Below are 24,071 nucleotides of genomic sequence, written 5' to 3' on the forward strand. Positions count from 1 at the left end.
GTTCCGCCCGCCGGGCTCAGGGCTGAGGGAACCGGCGGATCGGGGAGGCGACCTCCACGACCTGCGCGTCCTCCTCGCGGTTGAGCACCCAGGAGGCGGGCAGCACCAGGCGGGGCGCGACACCGACGAGGACGGCAATGAGCACGGCCACCCCGGCCAGTGCCTCGCCCGACTCCTCGACGAAGGTGGCCGCGGCGGCGAGCCGGCCGGCGCCGGCGACCATCGCGGAGACGGCGGAGAGGCCGACCGAGGCGAGGGCGTAGAGGCCGAGGGTGCTCAGCACCCGGCGCCGGTCACGGCGCTCGGCCCGGCTGAGGAAGCCCAGCGTGGCCAGCACGGCGCCGGCGGCCAGCACGCTGACCACGGTGGCGCCGACCGCGCCGGTGGCGTCGGACAGCCGGTTCATGGCCTCGGCGTGCACGGTGCTGCCGGCCTTGACCGTGGCGATGGCGGCGGCGACCAGGCCGACGGAGAGCCACCAGGCGCGGCGGCCGGGGAAGCGGGCGGCACCGGCGACGGCGGCCACGGCGGCGGCGGCGAACAGCGCGGCGACGAAGAGCCGCGGCAGGGAGTAGGGCGCGTCCATCGACAGCAGGCGCGCGGTGGGGCCGGTCACGTCGGAGAGACGCAGGGCGTAGCCGACGGCCTCGAGGGCGACGGCGGTGGCGGCCAGGCCCACGCCGACCGGGGGCAGGGGCACCCGGCGGCGGGCGGGACGGGCGGCGACCACGGCGCCCGGGAGGTCCGCCGTCGTCAGCGGCCGCTCGACTCCGGTGCCAGGCGTTCGCTCGTCGGCCATGCGGATGCCGCGGCCGAGCGCGAGGGCGAGGAGGAGAGCAGCGAGCACCCAGACGACGAGCGCACCGGCGATCCAGAACCACACACCGGGGTCATCGGCAGCTCAGCGGCCGACCGTGACCGGGTGGTCACACCAACGGGTCAGACGGGACGCGGCGAGCTCAGCGGGACGGAACGCGCGGCGTGGGGAGGAAGTGCTCGGGGAGGTCGGCGGTGGTCAGCCGGGCGCCGGTGCCGGCCGAGCGGGCGTCGGCGAGCCTGATGCCGCGGCCGACGACGATCGCCGTCAGCAGGGCGACGACCGCCCAGACGAGCAACAGGACCATGACCCAAGCCTCCACGTCGATGTGAATCGGCAGGGGGCATGCCCATCGGTACCGCCGCGTGAAACCTGGGGTTGCCGAGGACGCGTGAGGCAGGCGGGGTCAGCCGGCGCGGCGGCCGAGCGCCCGGTAGGTCCAGCCGGCGGCCGTCCAGGCCTCGCGGTCGAGCGCATTGCGCCCGTCGAGCACCCGCTTCTGGGCCACCAGCTGTCCGAAGGCGACGGGGTCGAGCTCGCGGTACTGCTTCCACTCGGTGAGCACGAGGACGGCGTCGGCGCGGTCGGCGGCCTGCTCGGGGGTGTCGACGACGTCGAGCTGCGGCCAGCTCCGGCGGATGTTGTCGCCCGCCGCGGGATCGGTGACCTGCACGACCGCCCCCTGCAGCTGCAGCTGGGCGGCGACGTTGAGCGCCGGGGAGTCGCGGATGTCGTCGGAATCGGGCTTGAACGCCGCGCCCAGCACGGCCACCCGCTTGCCCAGCAGCGAGCCGTCGCAGACCTCGCGGGCCAGCTCCACCATGCGGATCCGCCGGCGCATGTTGATGTTGTCGACCTCGCGCAGGAAGGTCAGCGCCTGGTCGGCACCCAGCTCCCCGGCGCGGGCCATGAAGGCGCGGATGTCCTTGGGCAGGCAGCCGCCGCCGAAGCCGAGGCCGGCGTTGAGGAACTTGCGCCCGATCCGGTCGTCGTAGCCGATCGCGTCGGCCAGCTGCTTGACGTCGGCGCCGGTGGCCTCGCAGAGCTCGGCCATGGCGTTGATGAACGAGATCTTGGTGGCGAGGAAGGAGTTCGCCGCCGTCTTCACCATCTCGGCGGTCGCGTAGTCGGTGACCACCTTCGGCGTGCCACGCTCCACGATCGGCGCGTAGACCTCGTCGAGCAGCTGCTCGGCGGTGCCGCGCGCCTCACCGGCGGGCAGGCCGTAGACCAGCCGGTCGGGGTGCAGGGTGTCCTGCACGGCGAAGCCCTCGCGCAGAAACTCCGGGTTCCAGGCCAGCAGCGCCCCGGGCACCTTCTCCCCCACCATGTCGGCGAGCCGCGCGGCGGTGCCGACCGGCACGGTGGACTTGCCCGCCACCAGCTCACCGGGCTGCAGCACGCCGAGCAGCGACTCGGCGGCCGCCTCGACGTAGCGGAGGTCGGCGGCGTACTCACCGCGCTTCTGCGGGGTGCCGACGCAGACGAAGTGCACCTGCGCGCCGGCGGCGTCGGCGATGTCGGTGCTGAAGCGAAGCCGGCCGGTGGCCAGCGTCTCCTGGAGGAGCTCCTCGAAGCCGGGCTCGTAGAAGGGGGCCCTGGCCTGCTGCAGCGAGGCGATCTTCGGCTCGTCGACGTCGATGCCGACCACGTCGTGGCCGATCTCCGCCATCGAGGCCGCGTGCACGGCACCCAGGTAGCCGCAGCCGATGACCGAGATCCTCATGAACCACTCCACCCCGTCCGGAACGCCCTACGGCTGGGACCGTACGGGGGAACGCGGGGGCCGAGCCACTCCGCGATCACTCGTCGGCGGGAGGCTCGGCACGGATCACGGACCGGGGCGCACGACCCCGCAGTGGCACGCGTACATGCTCGCCCCGCTGAACGAGTCCTCGCCCACCCAGTGGAAGCGGTGGCGGCGGCAGGACAGCGGCTCGCGGCCCAGCGGATCGGGCCGCCACTCCGCGGTACGGGAGCGGCGGAACACCGGCTGTAGCAGCGCGAACACACAGAGGAGTGTCCTCCCTGTCGCCCGTTCGGGGAAGAGGGGAGGACCAATCCGTCACAGGAGTCACACGTAGCGTGATCTTGACCGGTGGGTCGGGGCCCGGCGCCGGTGCGCCACCTCACCCCTGCGGGGCAGGAGCCCTGCCTGACCCCCCGTTCCGTCCGTAGCCTCGACCGGACTGGCGGAGCCGGACGGGGGACCTCCATGAGCGCAGAACAGCCTGAACATGACGCCGACGAGCCGTCGGCGGACGACGCCGACGACACGACCGAGGAGCGCGACGACGCCGCGGACGACGAGAAGGCCGAGCCGCCCCGCCGGCGGCGCGTGCTGCGCCGGTTCCTCATCAGCGTCGGCGTGCTGGTGCTCGTGCTCGTCGCCGTCATCGGCGGCGGGGTCTGGTTCCTGACCGACCGCTACGCCGGCAACATCGACCGGGTCTCCGATGTCTTCGGCGGCCTCGACGAGGGCTCCCGGCCCGCGCCGGCCACCCCCGCGCAGGCCGCGGAGGAGGAGCCGGTCACCTTCCTCCTGGTCGGCTCCGACACCCGCGCCACGGCCGACGAGGGCGTCGCCGCGGGCGGGCGCTCCGACGCGATCATGATCGCCCGCTTCTCCGGCGACCGGCAGCACGCCCAGCTGATCTCGATCCCCCGCGACTCCTGGGTGGACATCCCCGGCCACGGCCGCAACAAGATCAACGCAGCGTACGCGTTCGGCGGCCCGACACTGCTCATCCAGACCGTCGAGCAGCTCACCCAGGTGCGCATCGACCACTACGTGGCCATCGACTTCCAGGGGATCATCCAGGTCACCGACGACCTCGGCGGCGTCGACGTGGTCGTGGCCGAGGAGACCAGCAACGGCCCGTACACCTTCCCGGCCGGCGTCAACCACCTCGACGGCGAGCAGGCCCGCTGGTACCTCGGGCAGCGGTACGGCCTGGAGGGCGGCGACTTCGACCGGGTGAAGCGCCAGCAGCAGTTCCTCAAGGCGATGTTCGAGAAGCTGTTCAGCAACGACACCTTCAGCGACCTGGGCAAGCTCGACGCGGCGCTGCTCGCCGTCACCAGTGCGGTGGCCGTCGACGACACCCTCGGCAACGCCGACCTGGTGTCGCTGGCCTACTCGCTGCGCGGCCTGACGCCGGAGAACATCCAGTACTTCACCGCGCCGGTGCAGGGCACCGGGCGGGAGGGCGCAGCGAGCGTCGTCTACCTGGACACCGTCACCGGCGAGCGCATGTGGGAGTACCTGCGCAACGACTCGCTGTGGGCCAACGGCGCCGAGTTCAGCGACGAGGCGCTGCCGGAGGTGCCGCGCTGACCGCGAGGGCCAGCTCCTGGTCGCTGAGGTAGCCGGACGCCTCGTCGGCCTGCCGGCCGCCACGGCCCAGCGCGGCGAAGACGACGGCCACGAGCACCGCGAGCACTGCCCAGACACCCACGACGGCCAGCACCATGCCGCCGAGTCTGGCCAGCCCTCGTGAACGGCACGCCGCCGCGTCCCGGACAGCGGTCGACGGCGAGGAGTCGGTTGGTCAGGCCGGGCGGCCCGGCACGGCGTCCCGATCGGTCCTGCCCGCCACCACCAGGCGGTCGAGCACCATCAGCAGCGCGGGCGCGATGAGCTCGCCGGCGATCTCGTGCGCCTCGAGCGGGCGGCCGATGGGGTCCGGGACGTCGTCGGCGTCGCTGCTCTGCCGGCGCCCGCGCAGGCCCGCCCACTGGCGCACGAGATCGCGGGCGCGCTCGGCGAAGCCGCCCTCGGGCAGCTGGGCGTCGGGGCCGAGCATGGCGGCCAGGTCGGCGGCCTCGCGGAGGGTGAAGGTGCGGGCCAGCGCGCGCGGGGCGCGGGCGAGCACGTCGCGCCGGTGGCCGCGGGTCATGGTGAGCACGAGGTCGGCGTCGACCACCATGCCGTCCTCCAGCTGCCGGGCGGCGAAGCCGGCGGGGTCGCCGCCGTAGCCCTGGAGCACCAGGGCACTGTCCGGGTGCATGGCCGAGCCGACGACGGCCTGAGTGCCTGCGCTGGTCAGGCGCACCAGGCCGGCGTCGGCGCCGAGCACCTCGTCGAGGTAGGCACGGCCCAGCCGCTCCCCCATCGCCGACCGGCAGATGTTGCCGGTGCAGACGAGCAGCACCGCGAAGTCGTCGGGGCGGTGGGCGGGCACCGGACCAGTGTGCTGGTCGGAGAACATGTCAGTGCGGACGGCGGGGGTCAGATCCCGCCGCAGACGCGGAAGTCGCCGTCCTGGTCGAGGACGTAGGCGGTGGTCTCGTCGGACTCGCCGTACCAGCGCATCGTCACGTCGACGGTGTAGACGTCGCCGCCGAGGGCGCTCTCGTCGCCGTAGTAGTACTCGTCGTCCATGCGGTCGACGTCGCCGACGCGGAACTGCATGCGCGCGGCGTTGCCGAAGCCGTCCTCCGACTGCAGGGCGGCGTAGTCTTCCGGCGAGCCGGCGTCCTCCTGGCGCTCGGCGCACATGAGCAGGTAGGCCGTCTCCCAGTCGCCGTCCTGCTGGGCGGCGAGGTAGTCCTGGACGGCCTCGGCCGGCGAGTCCGGCCCGGCGGTCGCCGTGGCCAGGGTGGTCAGCCCGCCGGCGAGCACGACGGCGAGCGCGCCGCCGCCGAGGATCAGCTTGTCGCGGCTGCGGATGCCTGCGCCGGGCGACGTGGCCGGCGCGGCGGTCGGGGACTGCGCGGCGACGGGCGGGTGGGCGTGGGTGGTCACGGGAGTCCTCCTTGGGGATTGCGGTGCGCCGTCCGTGGCGCTTCCTCGCGGTCTTCGGCACGCGGGTCCCCCGACTGGAGGACCCCAACCGGTCATCCCCCTACTAGGGGTGAGCGGAGCCGGGGCCGGCGGTCAGATGCCGCCGCAGACGCGGAACTCGCCGTTCTCCTCGACCACGAAGGCCGTGGAGTCCGAGGACTCGCCGTACCAGGTGGTCTCGACGTCGATGGCGTAGCCGCGGGCGGTGGGCAGGCCGTAGTAGTCGCCGTCGACCGGGCTCACGCCGTCGAGCTGGTAGGTCATGCGGCGGTACCCGTCGTCACCGTTCTCGCGCATGATCGACAGGTAGTCGCGCATGGAGCCGGCGATCCGCTGCTGGTCGCGGCACATCAGGCCGTAGACCGCCTGCCAGTCGCCGTCCTGCTGGGCGGTGAGGTACTGCTCCACGGCCTCGGTGGGCGAGTCGGGCTCCCCCACCGAGATGCTGAGCACCGTCAGCCCGCCGGCCAGCACCAGGGCGAGTGCGCCGCCGCCGAGGATCAGCTTGTCGCGCGTGGCCATGCCGCGCCGGGGCGCCGGCGGAGCGGTCGGAGCGGGAGCGTGCGGCGGCGGCGGGAAGGCGGTGGTCACGGGTTCTCCTGGGAACGTGGCGCCGTCCGTGGCGCGTCACGCTCCTGATCGGCAGGGCCGCGGGCGAAGTGAAGCGGAACGGGCCCGCCCCGGAGGTTCCCGACTCGAGAACCCGTGCGGTCAGTAGGCGCCCGAGCCGCGCAGCACCGCGCCGGCGGTCTTCCAGAGGATCATGAAGTCGAAGGTGAGCGACCAGTTCTCGACGTAGCGCACGTCGATGCGCACCGAGTCGTCCCAGGAGAGGTCGGAGCGGCCGCTGACCTGCCACAGGCCGGTGAGGCCCGGCTTGACGAGGAACCGGCGGTGCATGTCGAAGCCGTACCGCTCGACCTCGCTCTGCAGCGGCGGGCGCGGGCCGACCAGGGACATGTCGCCGCGCAGCACGTTGATCAGCTGCGGGAGCTCGTCGATCGAGTAACGACGCAGGACCTTGCCGACGCGGGTGACGCGCGGGTCTTCCTTCTTCTTGAACAGCACGCCGTTGCCGTCGCTGTCGGTGGCGAGGTCGCTGACCATCGCGTGCGCGCCGACCACCATGCTGCGGAACTTGAGCATGCCGAACGTCTGCCCGTCGCGGCCCACCCGCTCCTGGCGGTAGAAGACCGGACCGCGGCTGCCGAGCTTCACCGCCAGCGCCACGCCCAGCAGCATCGGAGCGAGGAACAGCAGGCCGAGGGCGGCGGCGGAGCGGTCGAAGGCCTCCTTGGTGAGCCGGCGGACGCCGCGCAGCTCGGGGCGCTCCATGTGCAGGAGAGGCAGGCCGCAGACTGGGCGGATCCGCACGCGGGGACCCACGACCTCGGTGACGGCGGGGGCGAGCAGCAGCTCGGCGTCCGTGTCCTCGAGGGCCCAGCCGAGCCGGCGGAGCGCGGCGCCGTCGAGCTCCGGGCAGGGCAGGACGGCCACGGTGTCGACCTCGTAGTCCTTGACGACCCGGGCGACCTGGGTGAGGTCACCGAGGACCGGCAGCCCGTTGAAGGCGTCCTTGTCGTCGGGACCGACCGGGAGGCAGCAGCCGATGACGCGGTAGCCCTGGTAGGCCTCGCGGCCGATCTGCTCGTCGAGCGCAGCGACACCGCCGCGGTGTCCGACGAGCAGCGTCGTCTGCTGGAACCGGCCCTGCCGGCGCGAGCGGTGCAGCAGCTTCCGCTGCGCGAACCGCGCGGCCAGCGTGAGCACGGTGGCCAGGGGCAACGCCAGGACGACGAAGCCGCGGGCGACGTCGAGCTTGAAGGCCCACGAGACGGTGCCGACCGCCGCGAGCAGCAACGAAGCGGCGAAGAACACCCGGCGGAACTCCTCCGCGCCGGCCCAGAGGAACCGCTGCTCGTAGCTCCGCGCCAGCAGCATCGCCAGCACCCACACGACGGGCAGCAGCAGCGCGATGGCGAAGGGCACGTGCTCGACGCCCGACCCGACCGGTCCGAAGCGCCCGACGTACCCCACCGTGGCCGCGACACCTGCCACGACCGCATCACCTGCGACGAGGTGCCGGACGTAGGCGCCTCGCCAGGCGCGGCGGGCGGTCGTGCCCTCGCCCCGGAGCCGGGAGGCGGCGAAGCCCCACCCGTCGACCGAAGAAACGTCGTCAGGGCGGACCAGTTCGTCACGCAGGACGGACATGAAAGGGTGAGCTCCCCGTGCGATACCCCGGAGCCCCCGTGCTCCAGTGGTGAGTGCCAGTGCGCCAGGAACCTCGGCGTTCGACCGGCAGAGCGAGGCTATCCCGAGAGCGGGGCGTGCCGGAAGTGTTGGATGGACTACACCCGGCGATCTCCGCAGCTCACCACGGGCGCGGCCGCCGTCCCCCCTTCGAGTCACCCCGGCATCTGCACGGGTCGCATGTGGGCGCAGGCCTCTTAGCGTCGCGCCGTGCGCATCCTCTTCGTCTGCACCGGCAACCTCTGCCGGTCGCCGATCGCCGAGCGGCTGGCTCGCGGAGCCGCCGAGCGACTCCTGGCAGAGAGCCCGGAACTCGCCCGCGTCGAGATAGCGAGCGCCGGGCTCGATACGGTCGCCGGCCGCCGGATGGATCCGCACAGCGCGCTCGCGCTGTCGCGGCTGGGTGGCGATCCCGAGGGCTTCGTGTCCCGGCCATTCTCTGCCGAGATGGCCGACGACGCGGACCTCGTCCTGACGATGACCCGCGATCAGCGGCGCGCCGTGCTGGAGACGACTCCACGGGGGCTGCGCCGCACCTTCACCCTCCTGGAGGCTGCGGACCTGGTCGGGCAGGTGGAGCTGACCGGGCTGCGCACGATGCCCCTGGAGTGGCGAGCCCGTGAACTCGGCCGCCGCCTCGATGCCGTCCGAGCGCGCCGGCAGTCACGGGATGACGACGTCCGGGACCCGATCGGTCATCGGTCGAGCGTCCACGAGGACGTGGCTGCGGTCATCGACCGCGCGCTGCGCCCTCTCATCCCGGTGCTGTTCTCGAGTGTCCGGACCCATCCGGCCGTCGCCGTGCCGGCCTGACCGTCGCATCAGCGGTCGGAATGCCCTGTCGCAGTCCGGCAGGGATCATCTCGGTCCGGAGGAGGAGGTGACATGCCCGTGGATGTCGACGACCGCGTCAGGTCGCTGCTCCTCGACCATGCCTGCGGCGAGGTCGTGCGCCACCTCGAGGGAGCCGGGCACGAGGTGATCGTGCTCAAGGGCGACACCATCGCCTCGTGGCTCTACCCGGACCCAGGGGCGCGGACCTACCGGGACCTCGACCTCCTCGTCTCCCCCGAGGCGGAGTCGGCCGTCGTCCGGTCTCTCGCCGAGCTGGGGTACCGGCAGTTGTTCTCCGCCGCCTGGCGCGCCACCCAATCCCCGGAAGAGCAACCCCTGCAGGACCATCGAGGCGTCGACCTCGACCTGCACGTGACCATCAAGGGCATCGGTGTCCCGCCACGGACGGCATGGGACGTCCTCTCCCACGTGACCGTGCCGTGGTCCTGGCGTGGTACCTCGGTCCGCGCCCTGGCTCCACACGCGCGCGCGCTGCACCTCGCATTGCACGTGGCGCAGCGCGGTCTGGCCGACGACAAGGCGGCGCGCGACCTGGCGCTGGGACTGGCCCGCGTGGACACCTCAACGTGGCGCGCCGCCGCCCAATTGGCCGAACGACTGGAGGCGGTCGAGACGTTCAGCGCCGGCCTGCGGCTCGTGCCGGAAGGGGAGGCACTCGCCCGGGACCTCGGCCTGCCGGAGCCGCGCCGCCTCGAGACCCGCATGCGCGCCGACTCCGCGACCAACGCGGCCGTCGTGCTCCAGCGGACGCTGGACAAGGGCACGTGGGCGCAGCGCATCCGGTTCGCTGCCATCTACGTGTTCCCACCCCGAGCATGGTGGCGGCTGATGTACCCGGAGGAGGCCCGGACCCCGTGGACCCTCGCTCGGGCACGGTTGCGGCGCCCGTTCACGCTGCTCCACCGCCTGCCGGCCGCCGTCCGAGCCCGCCGTCGGTACCGCCCCTCACCCTGAGAAGAGACGTGATTCCCTACGCCTCCGTGTAGGCCACCCCTGGTGCCGCGCTGCCTAGACTTTCCCCCCACCTGTCATGACAGCACCCGGCGTATCAGCACGTCCCGCCCACCCCACCACACTCCCCGAGGAGGTCGAGATGACCGCGGCCGATGCGCCTTCCTATGCCTTCCCCGACGGCGTGCTGGCCCGTGAGGTCGACGCCGAGATGGTGCTCCTCAACCTGAACGACGAGAACTACTACGGGCTGGACCCTGTCGGCGCCAGCATCGTCACCCGCCTGACGCGGGAACCGGAGGAGCAGGCGATCGCTGCCCTCGCCGAGGACTACGACGTCGAGCTGCCGGTGCTGCGCGCAGATGTCGATCGCTTGGTCCACGAGCTGCTGCAGGCGGGGCTGCTCGAGCGGCGCTCCGCATCCTGATGCCGACGGCGGTCGGGGGTTGCGGTCGGGTCCCGTCGCGGGGGCTGCCGTGCTGACCCGACCGGGCGAAGCGGTCCACGCGGCCCGGGGGCTGCGCATCGTTCGGCCCGGAGCCGAGCCGATCGACGGAGACCTCCGGCTGCTGGGGATCGGCCCCGTAGGCCTCCCGGACACCCCTGCGGTGGAGTCACGGACGGCCGACGGTGACGTGTGGCGCCGGCTCTGGTCGCTTCCCGACCGACTGGTCGTCGAGTTCTACGGCGACGTGCTGTTCGAGGTCCGGGACACCGACGGCGGCATCGTGATGGGGGGCCCGCTGGCCTCCGACCTGGAACAGCACCTCGTGCTCGACCACGTGCTCCCGCTCGTGCTCGCCCGCCGCGGCGAGATGGTACTGCACGGGGCCGTCGTGAGCCTCGGCGAACGAGCCGCCGTGCTCATGGGTCCGACCGGGTCCGGGAAGTCCACACTGACCGCGTTCGCCGGCCAACGCGGGTGGACGGTGGGCGGGGACGACGGCGCGGTCCTCGACCTGGGGCCGCCACTGACCGCCGAGCCGACGTACTCCACCGTGCGACTGTTGCCCGACGCCCTCGGCTTGCTCGGCATGCACCCGGCCGAGGGCACGGAAGTGGTCGGCAAGCGGCGCCTGGACGGCGCCGGACCGGAGCCCTTCCGGTTGCAACCGGCGCCCCTGACGCTGGTCGCGGTCGTGCACCCGGTGGACGCGGATCAGCCGGCGGCTCTGCATCCCCTGCGTGGTGTCGACGCCCACGCGGCACTCTTCCGGAACACGTTCCACCTGGACCTCGGCGGAGGACGGTCCCTCTCCGCCGTCGTCGACCGACTCGCATGCGTGGCCGATTCCGTGCGCATCGCCGTGCTCGACGTGCCCCGGGGCCAGCTCGGGCTGGTGGCGGCGGAGAGGGAGCTGCGGATCGGGTTGTCCGGGGCCCAGGAGGACCAGTGAGCGGGCTCCGCCGGCGGATCGGCCTGCTCGCGCGCCGGCCCCGCCGGGTCTCGAGCGCCGACGTCCGGCGCTTCGTCGCCGCCCTTCGCCGAAGGCGTCGGTGGAGCGCCTGCCGATCGGTCTGGGACGGCGCCTGGGTCACCGCGACGCTGAGGCGCCGCGGCCTACGTCCCCTCCTCCGTGGCCGGTCGGAGCTCCCGACGGCCGCGGCGGAGGAAGCTGGCCCCGTCGTCGCGGCAGTCGACGCCGGACTCGGGCTCCTCCCCGTGCAGCCGACCTGCCTCCGCCGGTCGGTCACGCTGCTCCGCGAGCTCGACCGGTGCGGCCTGGGGGCGACCCTCCACATCGGGGTCCGGCGCGGGCCGGCCGGCGTGGAAGCGCACGCCTGGGTGCAAGCAGGCGACACCGTGCTGAACGACGATGCCGCCGCGGTCGCGGACTACGTCCAGCTCTCGGTCGGGGACGCCGAGCGCTACCTCGCGAGGATCGTGTGAACCCGTTCACCGCCGCTGTGGCGTCAGGAGCCGCGGCCGTCGAGGAGTTGCGGCGGGTACTGGCGTCCCGGATCGCGCGGGGGTCCATCTCGTGGGCCGCCCATGAGGGCCTCGCGGTGGCGTGGACGGCGGAGCACCGCTGGGTCACCAGCGCTGACGACGGCGACGTCCTGGTCGTGCTGGACGGTCATCTGCACAACCTCTTCGAGGAGGGCAGATCGCACGTCGACCTGCTCCACCATCGGTACAGGTCGACCGGTGAGCGTGTGGCCGACGGGCTCCTGGGGGACTTCGTCGCGATCGTCCTCGACCGGCGCAGGGGCCGGCTGCTGGTCGCGCGGGACCCGGTGGGCGTGCGGCCCTGGTACCAGGCCCGCTCCGGGGTCCGCCACAGCGGAGCGAGCGAGGTCGCGACCCTCTGCGCACAGTCGTGGGTCGACGACTCGGTCGACAAAGTGGAAGCTCTCGCCTACCTCGCCGGCGACATGCGGAGCATCGGACCGACGCTGCACCGCGGTATCACCAGCCTGGGGCCCGGCGCGACGTGGATCTCGACAGGAGATGCCCACTCCGTGCGCCTGCACCACCGGTGGGACATCCGAGCCGAACCGGACGTCTCCTGGGATGAGGCCGTCGAGCGGTCCCGGGCAGCGGTGGACGAGGCCGTGCGCGACCGGGTGCGCGCCATCGGCGCCGCGACCAGCGAGTTGAGCGGAGGGATCGACTCGTCGGCGATCGTGGGCACGCTCGTGGAGTTTGGTTACGACGACGTGCTCGCGGGCCGGCTGCTGTTCGAGGGGCCGAGGGCGGACGAGCGCACCTTCTCGGACGCCGTGCTTGAGCACTGGGGATTGCGAGCGGTGTCGGCCGCACCGTGGCTGCCCACCGCGGAAGAGACCGACCGGCTGGTGCACGACCTGCGGCGTCCGCCGCCGGATCCCAACTTCACCATGTCCGTGGGGCTGCACCGGGCGCTGCTGGACGCGGGACGGACCAGCGCGCTGAGCGGCCTGGGCGGCGATGACGCGTTCACCGCCATGTCGACGCCCAGCCTGATCGTCAGCGCGCTGCAACAGCGGCGCCGCGATTTGATGTGGCGGCTGGCGCGGACGACGGTCACCGCTCCCTGGCCGAGCTGGCAGCAGCTGTGGCGCCCCACACTCGGCCACCTTCGCGCCCGGCGGCGGACTCACGTCCCGCCGCACGTCGACTCTCGAGCGGCGCGGCGCTCAGGACTGCTCGACCGCCTGAGGTCCCGTCCCCTGCCGGTGACGGGAGTCGAGGCTGTCGATGAACGCTGCGACGGGCTGACGTCCGGCTATCTTGCGCGGATCCTCGAGGACGGCGCAATCGTCGCCGACCTCAGCAGATGGCGGACGACGCACCCGCTCCTCGACCCCCGCGTCATCCAGGCGACCTATGGGCTGGATCCGTGGTTCCCCGTGCGCGGCGGGCACTTCCGCGCGCTCCAAGTCGCGGCGTTCCGCGATCGACTGCCACCGATGGTGCGCGAGCGGCAGTCGAAGGCCGAGTTTTCAGAAGTGGTGCAGCAGCCCGACGACGACCGCGCGCGGGAGATCGCCGCCGGTCCACTGAGTAAGCGAGGCTGGCTGGAGCCGGCAGCCTTGGCGCGACTGCGTCACGCACAAGGCGACGCCGCCGCCTCTGCGGCCTTCCACCTGGCCCGCACGGATCAGCTGGACCGGTGGTTCCGCACGAGAGCAGACTGAACCTCGCAGGTCCCGGCTAGTTGCCGGCGACGTTACCGAGCAGGTTGTTGGCCCCCTGAACCGGCTGGTTCTTGCCGCGCGTCTTGGAACCACCGTCGCCGGCGCTACCGCCGGACCCGAGGGTCAGCTCCGAGAGGGTGCCCAGCTTGCGCAGCTGAGGCGTCGCGTACTTCATGATCGTCTCCCCGTGATGACGTGATGTCGGGGCTAGTGTGACAACAGTGACCAGGCTCGCGGAAGACCGACCGGGGAGTGAGTGACACCACTTTCCAGTGAATCCACCTCTCGGGTTACTCGTGGTAACTGGCCCTGGCGTGCTCAGTCACCGTCATCCCGATAGGCACGCGCCTGCAGGTCGAAGAGCTCGGCGTAGACGCCTTGCGCAGCCATGAGGTGCTCGTGGTTCCCCTCTTCCAGGACCTGACCCTGCGACAGCACGTAGATGCGGTCGGCCTGCCGCACCGTCGAGAACCGGTGCGAGACCAACAGCACAGTGCGGTCGGCGAACAGCGTGCGAATGCGCTCGAACAGCTCGTACTCCGCCCGCGGGTCAAGTGACGCGGAGGGCTCGTCGAGGATGAGGAGGGGTGCATCCCGCACGAATGCGCGCGCCAGCGCCACGCGCTGCCACTGCCCTAGCGAGAGATCCGTTCCGCCGCTGAACTCCTTGCTCAGCACGGTGTCGTATCCGTGCGGCAGGGCAGCGAGGAAATCGTCGGCGTCGGCTTGCGTGGCCGCTCTTCGGACGGCGGGCTCGTCGGCCTCCCCGTCCAGCGCGCCCAGAGCGATGTTGTCCCGCGCGCTGAGCCTGAGCCGGGCGAAGTCCTGGAAGATGATCGCCATCCTGCGGCGGACCGACTCCGGATCGAGCGACCGCAGATCGACATCGTCCCAGGTGATGATCCCTTCGTCTGGCTCGTACAGATCGGCCAGCAACTTGGCGAGGGTCGATTTCCCACTTCCGTTCTCGCCCACCAGCGCGACCACCTCGCCGCGGCGGAGGGTGATCGAGACACCTCGGAGAGCAGGTTGGGGCGCCCGCGGATAGGTGAAGGAAATCCGCGTCGCACGGATTTCTTCGAACTCCTCCGGCGCCCGAGCCAGACCGGCTCGCCGGCCTGCTTCTGGCCGTCGGGCGTAGAAGCCCGCCAGCTCACGCAAAAAGAGGGACGCCTCGAAGATGGTGCCGACGTTCTGCGTCGCGCCGGACACTCGGCTACCGAGCAGACGCAGTGCCACCAAGGCCGCTCCGGCGGCGGCGACGCTGAGCGATCCGCGAGCCACGAGAACGACAGCCAGCACCAGAGCAGCACCCGACAACAGGGCGGCCATCAGGTGACCGGCGAGCAGCATGCGCAACCGGCGGTTGACGTGCTCCCGGGTATCGCGGAGATAGGCGTCGTAGTACTGCTCCCAGCGGGCCCGCAGCCGCGATTGCAAGGCGAAGGCTCGAACCTCCTTGGCGAGCTCGCGCTGGACGAGAACGGCTTCGAGGTAGTGCCGGCGCCGGGTGGGTTCGCTCTGCCGGAGCGCGAAGGCGAACTCCCGGCGGCCCACGACCTGGGAGACCACGATCAGTGGCACCCCGGACAGGAGCAGGAGCGGCGCCAGGAGGGGGGCCACGGCGAACAGTCCGACAGCGCCGGCGATGATGCCCAGGACGTCGCCCACGAGCAGCACGACGCCGTAGGCGACGGCCTCCGTCTGCGGGCCGGCACTCGCCTGGACCCTGGCCGCCTGGTCGTGGAACTCGGGATCTTCGTACGTGGCCAGGTCGACGCCGAAGCTGACGTCGAGGATCTTCCGCCAGACCTCCCTGTTGACCAGGTCGCCGAGCACTCGGTTCTGCAGGTTGGCCGCCGCCAGCCCTACGGTGGTCGCCGTCGACACCACGGTGAGCATGGCGACCGGCAGGAGCGCATCGCCGATGCGCCGCCCTGTTCCGGGAGCCTCGGTCAGGATCGACAGAACCTGGTCGACGAGCAGCACCTGCACGAGCAGCGAGAGCGACGCCATCGCCTGGACGCCGAAGGTGACAGCGCACCGCAGAGGGCTCGCCGCCCACACCAACCGAACCGCCGCGACGATGACGCCGATCCCCGCGCCGGCCTTCCTCAGCCGATCGACCGGCCCGGACCCGGGCTCCCGCGGCTCAGCTGCCGCCACCTCAGACTGCCGCAGCCAGCGGGCTCATGACCGCGTGGTGACGGTGCGGCCCTTGCTCTTCGATCGGCGTCCGAGTCGCGTTCCACTACCCGCGTTGCCCGAGCCCGCATCGGTGGACGCATACCCGTACTCGTAGCCGTAGGCGGCGACCAGCTCGGCCTTGGGAGGGACGATGTTCATGACGACACCCAGGGTCGTGGCACCCACTCGCTGGAGCAGTGCGGCGGCCTGCTCGAGTTGGTCCTTGCGGGTGCTGCCGTAGTGCACAGAGAGCACGACGCCGTCCATGTAGACGGCGAGCCCGGATGCGTCCGCCACCGGAAGCAGTGGCGGGGCGTCGATGAGCACGAAGTCGTTGTCACCCTGCAGCTTGTCCAGCAGGGAGAACATGTGCTTGCTGGCGAGGAGCTCGCCGGGGTTGGGCGGGTTGGGGCCGGCCGCGATGACCGAGAGGTTCTCGCGGTAGGTCTGGACGACGTCCGCCACGTCGGCCGTGCCGGAGAGCACGTTGGTCAGGCCGACGCCGCCGACGAGTCCCAGATAGCGCGTCACCTTCGGGCGCCGGAGGTCCGCCTCGATGACGGTGACCTGCTGTCCCGCATCGGCCAGAGCGAGCGCGAGGTTGATGACGAGCGTCGTCTTGCCCTCCGACGGGATGGCGCTCGAGACCATGATGACCTTGGGCGGCTCGTCCACGTTGAGGAACTGCAAGTTGGTACGCAGCTGACGGAAATCCTCGGTGGTGCGACTGTCCCCGACCCGGTCGATGGTGTGCACCTTGTCCAGGGCATCGCTCTTCAGCACCGTGCCGATCACGGGGGCTCCGGCCAGCCTCGCCGTTTCTTCGACGTCCTTGACCGTGCGATCGAGTCGTGCACGAAGAACCGCGAGCCCGCCCCCGACGACCAAGCCCACCAAGGCGCCGAGTAGGACGTTCCGCCGGGTCAGTGGACTGGTCGGCGACTCGGGCACATCGGCCTCGTCCGTCACCGTCACCCGTACAGGCGAGACTCCCTCGCCGTCGGGTGCCTCGAGCTCGCCGACGAACTCGATGAACTCGGCACCGACGGCGTCTGCCACCCGCTGTGCCTGCTCCGGCGAGGGGTCAGTGACCTCAACATCGATGAGGACCGTGTCCGCGGACGCCTCAGCCGTGATGGCACTCGTGAGGCCCGTCTCCTCGAGACCTAGCCGATCCTCTACCCGGGACGCCAGCTCATCGCCAACGATCAGGTCGGCGTAGGACGTCACACGCGCCTGGGCTAGCAACGATCCTTCGAACGCATCTGCGCTCGAGAACGAGTCACGTGCCGACACGAACAGCTGCGTGCTTGATGTGTACAACGGCGTCCGCGTCAGACTGAACAGGAGGGCCGCGACGCTCCCCGCGATCAACCCTATGACGGGCAGCCACCACGTGGCTCGTAGAGCGGCCAGGACATCGCGCAGTTCCACTGCCGCTCCCCGTCTCGACAACAACCGGCTGTTCTTACAGCACCCCGAGAGCCTGAGCCGGTCAAGTCACAGTCCCCCGCCGGAGCGAGACCGCGCGAGCCTTGACCCGCCCGAACTGGCCACTCACAGTCCGAGCTCCGAACCAAAGCCCTGCGCTGGGACGACGGCCAGCCGTATCGACACCGAAGGTCCTGACGCCCGCCAGCCTACGGGGCCCTCACACGCCCGCCTGCTCGACATTTGAAGGCGACGCACCACACGAGCAAGGACTGTGGCCGCCGTCACCAACACGTAGCGCCGCCACAAGCAACGACTGTGAGTTCCGGGGGGACCGACACTCTGACAACTGCTTCGCTGCAGGACTTCAGATTGCGCGACCCCAGGACCGTGTCCGACTGTCGCTTGAGCGACGCTAGTAAGGACCAAGTCTTATACCGCCGAGAGTCCAAGATCGAAGAGGCCGAGACCTGGAATATCGCAACGGGACTTGCTGAGGTCAGAAAGCTCACACGACCCGAGTATCCGCCCGGCCCCTGACTGCTTCGAAACTCAATGGCTCCTTCGCGGCGCCGCGTCAGAGCCACTGGACTTCCTTCCGCGCTTGCTTCGCTGCAACCTGTGCATAGCCCACATCCCGGCCCGGTACAGCCCGCGGCTCAACATGTTGAAATGCTTGTCGATGTACATCTTTTGCGACTCTTGCAGGAGCAACTCACTCCTTGACATCAGCGATGGGGAGTCCGACACCGTGCCGGCCGGGGCATGCCGCACCAAGCGTTGCGGATGCAGCACTAGGCGCCAGCCGGCCTGACGGGCCCTCCTGCACCAGTCCACCTCCTCGGAGTAGAGGAAGAAGCGCTCGTCGAACGCGCCCACACTCCTCCATGCCGAACCGCGCACCAGCAGACAAGACCCTGTCAGGTATCCGACCCCCGACTCGGGCAGGTCCGCATACAAGTCAGAAGCGCGCCAACCCCGCAAGCGGTGGGCGTATCCGGACGCCGACACGAGTGCTCGGACGGGCCCGATCTGACGATGAGCAACATCCCATGGCTCCACGCCATACCCCTCGCACAGCGGCCCGACAGCACCCACATCCGGTCGAGCGCGGAGCAGTTCAGCAAGCCCAACCGGTGACGCCAGCAACTCTGCGTCGGGGTTGAGCAACAGGAAGTCCCCCACCAAGTCACGCGTCGCAGCGTTGACCGCAGCTCCGAAGCCCAAGTTCTCGGCGTTGAAGGTCCACTTGACGTTGGGAAAGTCCCGCGACAACTCCCGCACGTCGCCACTCCGGTCGGACAAGTTGTCCACTACTGCAACCGGCCATAGCGGGGCATGTTGAGACAGGGATCGCAGACACGTTCGCAGCAACTCAGGACTTCGATAGCTCACGATCACCACAGTCGGCCACGCCATCCCGTCCATGCCGCACCCTCTCTACGATCCATTGCACAACCAAGAACACTGCCCCAGCGATCGGCACCTGCAGGAACACGGAGAGGGCTGCGCCGAGATGCAGAGCGAACAGCATCGACCCCAGGGCAGGCGCGAGAAGCAGGAAGTTCGCCAGCACCCCGACTGTCAGGAAGCCCCTGCAGCACCACGCCGCAATTCCACAAGCCAGGGCTTCGGTGCCAGCCAGTACCGCGGCCGCAGCTAAGGCGCCGAAGTGAGGGATGAGCACAACATTGAGCGCCACGTTCGGGATCAACGAAGTCAAGCCGAGGGTCACCAGCAGTTTGTTCCGGCCTATCGCGATCAGAACGCTCCCGAGCGTCAAGTTGAGGGCGGTGAACCCCGCCGAAGCCAAGAGAAGTGCTAAGACGACGCCTCCCGCACGGAACTCCGCCCCGCCCACTGACTCCATGAGGCGGTCTGCCACGAAGGCACCGCCAATCACCGCAGGAGCCATCCATCTGTTGGTGATTGCGAGGGAGTCCCGCACACCAAGCCGCAACTCCCGACGACTCCCTCCCACCGCCGTCTTTGAGAGTCGGAAGAGAACACTGGACGCGACGAGATTCGGGATGCTCGCCGCAACACCCAAGAGTCGATACGCGAGCCCGTAAACCCCGACTTGACTTGGCGGCGACAAAGCCGATAGGAGAACCATGTCGAGTCGCAGATAGAGTATTCCGATCAACATCGCCAGCCCCAGGGGGCTCGCTTCGCGGAGCAAGCTGAGCCAACTCGCGACGGACCCGGAGACTCGAATCCTCGACACTTTCCGGGCAGTTGCCCACAGAACTGCGAGTCGAGCTAGCGCAGCGGCGTCGGTGCAGATAGCGAAGGCCAACACGGGACCCGAGAGCGCCGCCACCAGAGCGCAGCCGACCAGAGTGACGGCGGCCGAGACCGTCTCAGCCGCAGCGGAGCCCTTGAAATCCTCCGCGACCTGAAATACTGGCAACAGGGATGACCCAACCCCCGACAGCACGAGGTAAGGAATTAAGGCGAGCGTTAGAGAACGGGCTGTTTCGTCATCTGCATAGATGAGGCAAGCGAGCAGCACCGCCACGCCCGAGAGTGGCAGGAGTATCGCCAGCGACAGGCCCAAGGAAGTGGCAATCAGCCGATCGAGAGATCCACCGCCAGCCTGCCTCCGGACGACCACCGCATTCACCCCGAAGTCGGTGAAGGCGGACAGGAGGCCCACGGTTGCGAGCGCAGCGCTGAGCCGGCCGAAATCTTCGACACCTAGGTAACGCGAACTGACCAAGACACCGGCAAACGCCAGGGAGAGTGACGCAACACGCCCGAGCGCCTGCTGACCTAACAGACGGCCCAGACCCGGTCGAGTCGATTCTGTCACGGTCTATGCCTCAAGCTGGCATAGATGGCCCGCAGCTGCACCAGGTGGGCACCCAGCGAGTAGTCAACTTCTACGCGGCGTCGAGCAGCGGAGCCGAGTTCATAGGACAAGTCACCGTCGTTGAGCAGAGTCGCCATGGCATTTGCGATCTCGTCCTCCCGCAGCTCAGCCAGCCGGCCCACAGACGCGTCCACGAGAGTGCCGACGTCCCCGACAGCCGTTGCGACAACCGGCCTGCCGCAGGCCATGGCCTCGAGGAGGCTACGCGGGAGCGCCTCTGCCCTCGAGGGCAGAACCAGCAACCAAGAGGAGCGCATGAGCGCCTGCGCCTGGGGGACATCCAGCACGCCGACGTACTGCACGCCAGGCAATGCCACCGCGTCAGCAAGCAGGTCGTCAGCACCCACCGGGACCGGGCCCGCCAGCAGGAGGCGGGCGTCGGGCACCCGCCGCCTCACCTCTGGCCAGGCTTTGACCAACACGTCGACGCCCTTCCGACGCCCCACCTCGCCGACGAAGCAGGCCGTAGGCACTGGCGACAATGGCTCCGTAGACGCATCTACTGCGATGGCATTGACCACTCTTCTGACATCTGCCGACGGAAGGAGCCGCCTCACCATTTCCGCCGTTTCATCGGTCAGGCAGAGTATTGCGGAAGCTGGCCTGAGGGCCAGTCGAGTCGCCCGCGGCCATCGCTTGGCGAACGACACGAAGCTAGACCCGTGAATGGTGACGACCCGCGGCAAACGCAGCGCTCTCGCTAGGCGGAGGAATATCCCCTCTCTCAGCAGCGATCCCTTTTGCGAGATGTGCACATGCAGCACTCCACGTTCGCCTCGAGCGAAGCTAATGACACCACGCATTGCAGTCGCCCAACGGCGTAACGACTGCGCGCGCGAGTCCTTGCTGGAGAAGGACGCTATCGCAGTGGAGGGCAATCCGACTTCAGGGCCAGCCGCAACGTACGTCGCGATGACGCTCGATATACCCCCGACATCTCGCACGCTGGGGCCCACATGGACCACGCGGACATCCGCTTCAGACACCGACGAGCCTGTCGAGCAGCGCCCTGTACCCGCCCACCATCATCGACCGATCGAAGTTCTCCCATGCCGACTCGCGCAGCATGCGAGCCTTGGCAGCCAATGCGGGGTAGTGCGCCAGAGCCTCTCTGATGGCCTCCGCCAAGGATCGCACGTCCGCGTCACACAGGACGGCTGCCGCTTTCGACGCGATCTCAGAGACGGCGCCAACGTCAGTGGCAACAAACGGTAGGCCGGCCGCGGCAGCCTCCAACAATACAAGCGGATATGCCTCGTTCCGGGAGGGCGCCACCAACATGTCGCTCTGCCACAGGACGCCTTCGGCGGACTTACTGCCGTGCCATTGGACCCTGCTGAGGACGTCCGCGAACGACTCGTCGGTCTGGAGTGCGCGGCACGGCCCGTCTCCCACGACCACCAAGGTCCATGCCAGGTCGAGGCACTCCCGCAGCGCGCTCAGTAGAAGGTCCAAACCTTTCTGTGGTACAAGGCGTCCGATGAACACGAGCCTGACAGGCGGTTCAGGTCCGGACAGCACCACATTGTCGCGAGTGAGGTACCTAGCGTGTCGATACGGAGCGACGTCGATCCCGTTAGGGATCACTGACACTCTGCGCATCCGGATGTGCGATAGGTCGGATCGTTGCTTCTCACTCAGCAGGATTACAGCATCTGCCGCTCGGATGCCGGCGCTCACGAAACGCGAGAACGGTGTCGTCCCACCCCTCGTGGGATTGTGCACCGCAACTATCCACTTCGCTCGACCTTTTGATGCCAACTTGAACAGCCATCCGTGCATGATCTCGGTGTTCGTCGTGCCAGTTATTATCACGCTCGGCGAGGACGGCCATCCCACTGCAGCATAATTCCGGACGCGATTCAAGGTCACCAACCTCGTGTCGACCGCGCTCTCAAGAGGCCCGCCGGACTGGAGGAGCCTGAGCTCCACGGCGTCACCGCCAGCCCCAAGCGCATTCGCCAACGCCACACGCTGTCTCTCAGCACCCCCGAGCGACAGCGTGTTGGACGTAATCACCACTCTATGCATTGCTTGCGATTTTCAGGGCTTCGACAAGTCGGCGAGCGACCGCTTCCCTACTGTGGTTCTCCTCGTATTCCTCCAGTACCCGTCTGGCCAACTCTCGCTGCTTGCAGTCGTCCAGAAGGTCCACCATGGCGTCCGCCAGTTCGTCGACCGATCCGAACGGGACCACGGGCTCCTCGTCGGCCTGGTATTCAGGCAGGGCCCCCACGCGCGTCACGATGGCTGGCACCCCGAACTGGTGAGCGACCACTTGAACCCCACTCTGCGACGCCTCACGGTATGGCAGGACAACCGCTCGGACAGAGCCGAGGTGCAGCGCCAGGTCATCATCGGTGTAGCTGCCACGGATCACTCGCACGTCGGACGAGTCGTCCCACTGCGCCAGCGAGCCGTCGGCTTGGCTCCCGGACACGAGGAAGGTCAGGGTTTCCCCGGGCGGCAGATGGGGTCTCGCCTGCCTCCACGCGTCAAGAAGGAAGTCGACTCCCTTGTAGTACGAGGCCCGACCGAAGAAGAGAAAGCCCTGCCGACCCGCGCTCGGTCGCTCCGGGCTGAGCGCTGACACTTCACTCGCTAGCGCCAGACGCACCACCGGAAGGCAATATCGACGTAGCGCCGACTCGGTGAAGTTGCTGAAGGCGGCCAACATCGACGCCCGGCGCCGATGTCGTTCCATTGTCACCCGCTTCCAAACGCCGAGGCGATGTGCGTCGTCATGAGGGTCGACGTCGTGCACGACGACGACACGGGGAGTAGCGCCGCACTTGATGAACGCGAAGCGCGGATCCCATGTGTCATCGGCCAGGATCACATCTGGCTCGAACGATCGGACCACCCGGTGAGCCGCGAAGACACCTGCCGCCACACGCGAAGACCGCAGACGCGGCTCGAGCACTAGCTCGTCTGACCGGGCGTCGAAAGCGCTCGGACGCTGCGCCGAGGTGGTGATTATTTGCACCCGGTAGCCAGCGCGCTCGAGCTCGTTGGCATGAATGCGTGCCAGATTTCGGAACCACGGAGCAAGGATGAGCACTCGCAAGGACGCCCTCCGGAGTTCTGTATCGTTGGGGACGAACGTCCGTCGCTGCCTAGGGGCATGCGTTCCTGTTGCCGCCACAGCGGCAACATGAACGCGGCGTTAGGTTACCCTACCCTTGATCCATGGTGGGCGACTCCACCGCGCAAGAGGAGTGCCTATGAACGCAGCACGACGACTCCCGCGCGGCGAGACACTGCTGATGGTGGCGTCCACAGGCGGGCACTTGCAGCAGGCTCGACTATTGGCCCGAGCTCTCGAGGCCCGTGGCGACTCGCATTGGATCACTTTCGCCAATGCACAAAGCCAGGCGCTGCTGGCCGACCAGTCGGTCACGTACGTTCCCTATCTGAGACCGCGCGACTGGGCCGGCGCGCTGCGCGCAGTTAGGCCATTGGTGCGCGCCATGCGCGCGAGGCCGTTCGGCGGCGTAGTGAGCACGGGCGCGGCGATTGCGCCAGCCGCCGCCATTGCAGCGCGCCTCACCCGAACGCCCTTCTATTATGTCGAGAGCATAGCGCGGACTTCAGGCCCGTCCCTGTCCGGTCGCATATTGGAGAGGATGCCATGGGTGCATCTCTTCACCCAACACGAGCATTGGGCAGGCGGGAAGTGGGCCCATGACGTGAGCGTCTTGGACGCCTTGGTTTCTGGCCAACGGCCGATCGTGCAGGACGACCGGGAGACCATACGCGTCTTCGTAACGCTCGGAACGATCAAGCCATATCGTTTCGATTCGCTTGTGGAGAACGTGAAGAAGCTGCTCAGCCCTCGGCACGAAGTGCGTTGGCAAGTGGGAGCAACGACCTACGCCGACCTACCGGGCGAAGTGGCGCTCGAGGTAAGTGGCGACACGATGTCGGAGTGGATGCGATGGTGCGACATACTGGTGACCCATGCAGGAGTCGGAACGGTGCTTCAAGCTCTCGAGCTCGGGCTGGAGCCGATCGTTGTGCCTCGTCGTGCTAGTCGCGGCGAGCATGTAGACGATCATCAGGAGCAGATCGCCGAACTTCTCGCTAACAAAGGGTTGGCAAGGTGGCGCGAGTCCGGGGAGATCCAGCAATCAGACTTGACCCTCGAAGATTGGTCGTGAGGTTGGTCCTCCGCCCGTCGGCAGGCTGTGGCGCTAGGGCGATGAGACGAGCTATTCAGGGCAGGAGCGAAACCGCGGGTGCGCTCGGCCTCAAGACGGTCTGGTCGTGGCGGTCGGTAGATGACCACCAGCAAA

25 protein-coding genes are annotated in these 24,071 nt (G+C 69.3%); 8 read left to right on the forward strand and 17 right to left on the reverse strand.

Annotated elements, in window-relative coordinates:
* Nucleotides 1–16: 16 nt before the first annotated feature.
* From ACI79R_RS08575 to ACI79R_RS08590, 4 genes are all read right to left on the reverse strand, one after another.
* The gene (locus tag ACI79R_RS08575) at nucleotides 17–883 is read right to left on the reverse strand and encodes a hypothetical protein (RefSeq protein ID WP_456573175.1); all 867 of its coding nucleotides are present in this window, start codon (nucleotides 881–883) and stop codon (nucleotides 17–19) included.
* Between the two features lie 76 nt (nucleotides 884–959).
* Entirely contained in the window at nucleotides 960–1,124 is a 165-nt protein-coding gene (locus ACI79R_RS08580; protein WP_456573176.1) for a hypothetical protein, read from the reverse strand.
* Between the two features lie 99 nt (nucleotides 1,125–1,223).
* The gene (locus ACI79R_RS08585; RefSeq protein WP_456573177.1) at nucleotides 1,224–2,543 is read right to left on the reverse strand and encodes a UDP-glucose dehydrogenase family protein; all 1,320 of its coding nucleotides are present in this window, start codon (nucleotides 2,541–2,543) and stop codon (nucleotides 1,224–1,226) included.
* Between the two features lie 105 nt (nucleotides 2,544–2,648).
* Nucleotides 2,649–2,828 carry a hypothetical protein gene (locus ACI79R_RS08590; RefSeq protein ID WP_456573178.1) on the reverse strand — a complete coding sequence of 60 codons (180 nt, stop codon included), beginning with the start codon at nucleotides 2,826–2,828 and terminating at the stop codon, nucleotides 2,649–2,651.
* A 204-nt stretch (nucleotides 2,829–3,032) separates the two neighbouring features.
* Between ACI79R_RS08590 and ACI79R_RS08595 the strand changes: the two genes are divergently transcribed.
* A complete protein-coding gene (locus ACI79R_RS08595; protein ID WP_456573179.1) occupies nucleotides 3,033–4,154 on the forward strand; it encodes an LCP family protein in 1,122 nt (373 codons plus the stop codon).
* Here ACI79R_RS08595 and ACI79R_RS08600 read toward each other — a convergent pair.
* The 5 genes from ACI79R_RS08600 to ACI79R_RS08620 form a co-directional block, all read right to left on the reverse strand.
* The gene (locus ACI79R_RS08600) at nucleotides 4,120–4,290 is read right to left on the reverse strand and encodes a hypothetical protein (RefSeq protein ID WP_456573180.1); all 171 of its coding nucleotides are present in this window, start codon (nucleotides 4,288–4,290) and stop codon (nucleotides 4,120–4,122) included. The two genes, ACI79R_RS08595 and ACI79R_RS08600, sit on opposite strands and share 35 nt — an antisense overlap.
* Nucleotides 4,291–4,368: 78 nt before the next feature.
* A complete protein-coding gene (locus ACI79R_RS08605) occupies nucleotides 4,369–5,001 on the reverse strand; it encodes an arsenate reductase/protein-tyrosine-phosphatase family protein (protein ID WP_456573181.1) in 633 nt (210 codons plus the stop codon).
* Nucleotides 5,002–5,048: 47 nt separating this feature from the next.
* A complete protein-coding gene (locus ACI79R_RS08610; RefSeq protein WP_456573182.1) occupies nucleotides 5,049–5,564 on the reverse strand; it encodes an Rv0361 family membrane protein in 516 nt (171 codons plus the stop codon).
* Nucleotides 5,565–5,696: 132 nt separating this feature from the next.
* A complete protein-coding gene (locus ACI79R_RS08615; RefSeq protein WP_456573183.1) occupies nucleotides 5,697–6,194 on the reverse strand; it encodes a hypothetical protein in 498 nt (165 codons plus the stop codon).
* Nucleotides 6,195–6,314: 120 nt separating this feature from the next.
* Complete coding sequence (locus ACI79R_RS08620) at nucleotides 6,315–7,661, reverse strand: sugar transferase (protein WP_456573184.1); 1,347 nt, start codon at nucleotides 7,659–7,661, stop codon at nucleotides 6,315–6,317.
* Between the two features lie 405 nt (nucleotides 7,662–8,066).
* Here ACI79R_RS08620 and ACI79R_RS08625 point away from each other — a divergent pair, with 405 nt between their 5' ends.
* From ACI79R_RS08625 to ACI79R_RS08650, 6 genes are all read left to right on the forward strand, one after another.
* A complete protein-coding gene (locus ACI79R_RS08625) occupies nucleotides 8,067–8,669 on the forward strand; it encodes an arsenate reductase/protein-tyrosine-phosphatase family protein (RefSeq protein WP_456573185.1) in 603 nt (200 codons plus the stop codon).
* Nucleotides 8,670–8,741: 72 nt separating this feature from the next.
* Nucleotides 8,742–9,665, forward strand: a complete 924-nt coding sequence (locus ACI79R_RS08630) for a nucleotidyltransferase family protein (protein WP_456573186.1) — start codon at nucleotides 8,742–8,744, stop codon at nucleotides 9,663–9,665.
* Nucleotides 9,666–9,804: 139 nt separating this feature from the next.
* Nucleotides 9,805–10,089, forward strand: a complete 285-nt coding sequence (locus ACI79R_RS08635) for a PqqD family protein (protein WP_456573187.1) — start codon at nucleotides 9,805–9,807, stop codon at nucleotides 10,087–10,089.
* 181 nt (nucleotides 10,090–10,270) lie between these two features.
* Nucleotides 10,271–11,059: a hypothetical protein gene (locus tag ACI79R_RS08640; protein ID WP_456573188.1), complete on the forward strand. Its 789-nt coding sequence runs from the start codon at nucleotides 10,271–10,273 to the stop codon at nucleotides 11,057–11,059.
* Nucleotides 10,942–11,553, forward strand: coding sequence for a lasso peptide biosynthesis B2 protein (locus tag ACI79R_RS08645; RefSeq protein WP_456573189.1), 612 nt, complete (start codon nucleotides 10,942–10,944; stop codon nucleotides 11,551–11,553). The genes ACI79R_RS08640 and ACI79R_RS08645 overlap by 118 nt, the downstream gene beginning before the upstream one ends.
* On the forward strand, nucleotides 11,550–13,283 hold the full coding sequence (locus ACI79R_RS08650) for an asparagine synthase-related protein (RefSeq protein ID WP_456573190.1): 1,734 nt from the start codon (nucleotides 11,550–11,552) through the stop codon (nucleotides 13,281–13,283). The genes ACI79R_RS08645 and ACI79R_RS08650 overlap by 4 nt, the downstream gene beginning before the upstream one ends.
* Before the next feature lie 16 nt (nucleotides 13,284–13,299).
* Here ACI79R_RS08650 and ACI79R_RS08655 read toward each other — a convergent pair whose 3' ends face one another.
* The 8 genes from ACI79R_RS08655 to ACI79R_RS08690 all read right to left on the reverse strand — a co-directional run bounded on the left by ACI79R_RS08655 (nucleotide 13,300) and on the right by ACI79R_RS08690 (nucleotide 22,837).
* A complete protein-coding gene (locus ACI79R_RS08655; protein ID WP_456573191.1) occupies nucleotides 13,300–13,458 on the reverse strand; it encodes a lasso RiPP family leader peptide-containing protein in 159 nt (52 codons plus the stop codon).
* A 143-nt stretch (nucleotides 13,459–13,601) separates the two neighbouring features.
* Nucleotides 13,602–15,449 carry an ABC transporter ATP-binding protein gene (locus tag ACI79R_RS08660; protein WP_456573192.1) on the reverse strand — a complete coding sequence of 616 codons (1,848 nt, stop codon included), beginning with the start codon at nucleotides 15,447–15,449 and terminating at the stop codon, nucleotides 13,602–13,604.
* A 24-nt stretch (nucleotides 15,450–15,473) separates the two neighbouring features.
* Nucleotides 15,474–16,904 carry a polysaccharide biosynthesis tyrosine autokinase gene (locus ACI79R_RS08665; protein WP_456573193.1) on the reverse strand — a complete coding sequence of 477 codons (1,431 nt, stop codon included), beginning with the start codon at nucleotides 16,902–16,904 and terminating at the stop codon, nucleotides 15,474–15,476.
* Nucleotides 16,905–17,453: 549 nt separating this feature from the next.
* Nucleotides 17,454–18,329 carry a glycosyltransferase family 2 protein gene (locus ACI79R_RS08670; protein ID WP_456573194.1) on the reverse strand — a complete coding sequence of 292 codons (876 nt, stop codon included), beginning with the start codon at nucleotides 18,327–18,329 and terminating at the stop codon, nucleotides 17,454–17,456.
* The gene (locus ACI79R_RS08675) at nucleotides 18,277–19,716 is read right to left on the reverse strand and encodes an oligosaccharide flippase family protein (protein ID WP_456573195.1); all 1,440 of its coding nucleotides are present in this window, start codon (nucleotides 19,714–19,716) and stop codon (nucleotides 18,277–18,279) included. Before ACI79R_RS08675 ends, ACI79R_RS08670 begins: the two co-directional genes overlap by 53 nt.
* Nucleotides 19,713–20,531, reverse strand: a complete 819-nt coding sequence (locus ACI79R_RS08680) for a glycosyltransferase family 4 protein (protein ID WP_456573196.1) — start codon at nucleotides 20,529–20,531, stop codon at nucleotides 19,713–19,715. Before ACI79R_RS08680 ends, ACI79R_RS08675 begins: the two co-directional genes overlap by 4 nt.
* Nucleotides 20,532–20,754: 223 nt before the next feature.
* Entirely contained in the window at nucleotides 20,755–21,807 is a 1,053-nt protein-coding gene (locus ACI79R_RS08685) for a glycosyltransferase (protein ID WP_456573197.1), read from the reverse strand.
* Complete coding sequence (locus ACI79R_RS08690) at nucleotides 21,800–22,837, reverse strand: glycosyltransferase family 4 protein (protein ID WP_456573226.1); 1,038 nt, start codon at nucleotides 22,835–22,837, stop codon at nucleotides 21,800–21,802. Before ACI79R_RS08690 ends, ACI79R_RS08685 begins: the two co-directional genes overlap by 8 nt.
* 163 nt (nucleotides 22,838–23,000) lie before the next feature.
* On the opposite strand from ACI79R_RS08690, the gene ACI79R_RS08695 reads away from it, so the two are divergent.
* Entirely contained in the window at nucleotides 23,001–23,936 is a 936-nt protein-coding gene (locus tag ACI79R_RS08695) for a glycosyltransferase (protein WP_456573198.1), read from the forward strand.
* Nucleotides 23,937–24,071 lie beyond the last annotated feature (135 nt).

It is taken from the genome of Blastococcus sp. SYSU D00820 (genome assembly GCF_054050695.1).

Bases quoted from the DNA above. Each gene is read 5' to 3' on its own strand.
- ACI79R_RS08580 (WP_456573176.1), bottom strand. From the start codon at position 1,124: ATGGTCCTGTTGCTCGTCTGGGCGGTCGTCGCCCTGCTGACGGCGATC.
- ACI79R_RS08585 (WP_456573177.1), bottom strand. From the start codon at position 2,543: ATGAGGATCTCGGTCATCGGCTGCGGCTACCTGGGTGCCGTGCACGCG.
- ACI79R_RS08595 (WP_456573179.1), top strand. From the start codon at position 3,033: ATGAGCGCAGAACAGCCTGAACATGACGCCGACGAGCCGTCGGCGGAC.
- ACI79R_RS08600 (WP_456573180.1), bottom strand. From the start codon at position 4,290: ATGGTGCTGGCCGTCGTGGGTGTCTGGGCAGTGCTCGCGGTGCTCGTG.
- ACI79R_RS08630 (WP_456573186.1), top strand. From the start codon at position 8,742: ATGCCCGTGGATGTCGACGACCGCGTCAGGTCGCTGCTCCTCGACCAT.
- ACI79R_RS08635 (WP_456573187.1), top strand. From the start codon at position 9,805: ATGACCGCGGCCGATGCGCCTTCCTATGCCTTCCCCGACGGCGTGCTG.
- ACI79R_RS08645 (WP_456573189.1), top strand. From the start codon at position 10,942: ATGCGTGGCCGATTCCGTGCGCATCGCCGTGCTCGACGTGCCCCGGGG.
- ACI79R_RS08655 (WP_456573191.1), bottom strand. From the start codon at position 13,458: ATGAAGTACGCGACGCCTCAGCTGCGCAAGCTGGGCACCCTCTCGGAG.
- ACI79R_RS08670 (WP_456573194.1), bottom strand. From the start codon at position 18,329: ATGGACGGGATGGCGTGGCCGACTGTGGTGATCGTGAGCTATCGAAGT.
- ACI79R_RS08685 (WP_456573197.1), bottom strand. From the start codon at position 21,807: ATGCATAGAGTGGTGATTACGTCCAACACGCTGTCGCTCGGGGGTGCT.
- ACI79R_RS08695 (WP_456573198.1), top strand. From the start codon at position 23,001: ATGAACGCAGCACGACGACTCCCGCGCGGCGAGACACTGCTGATGGTG.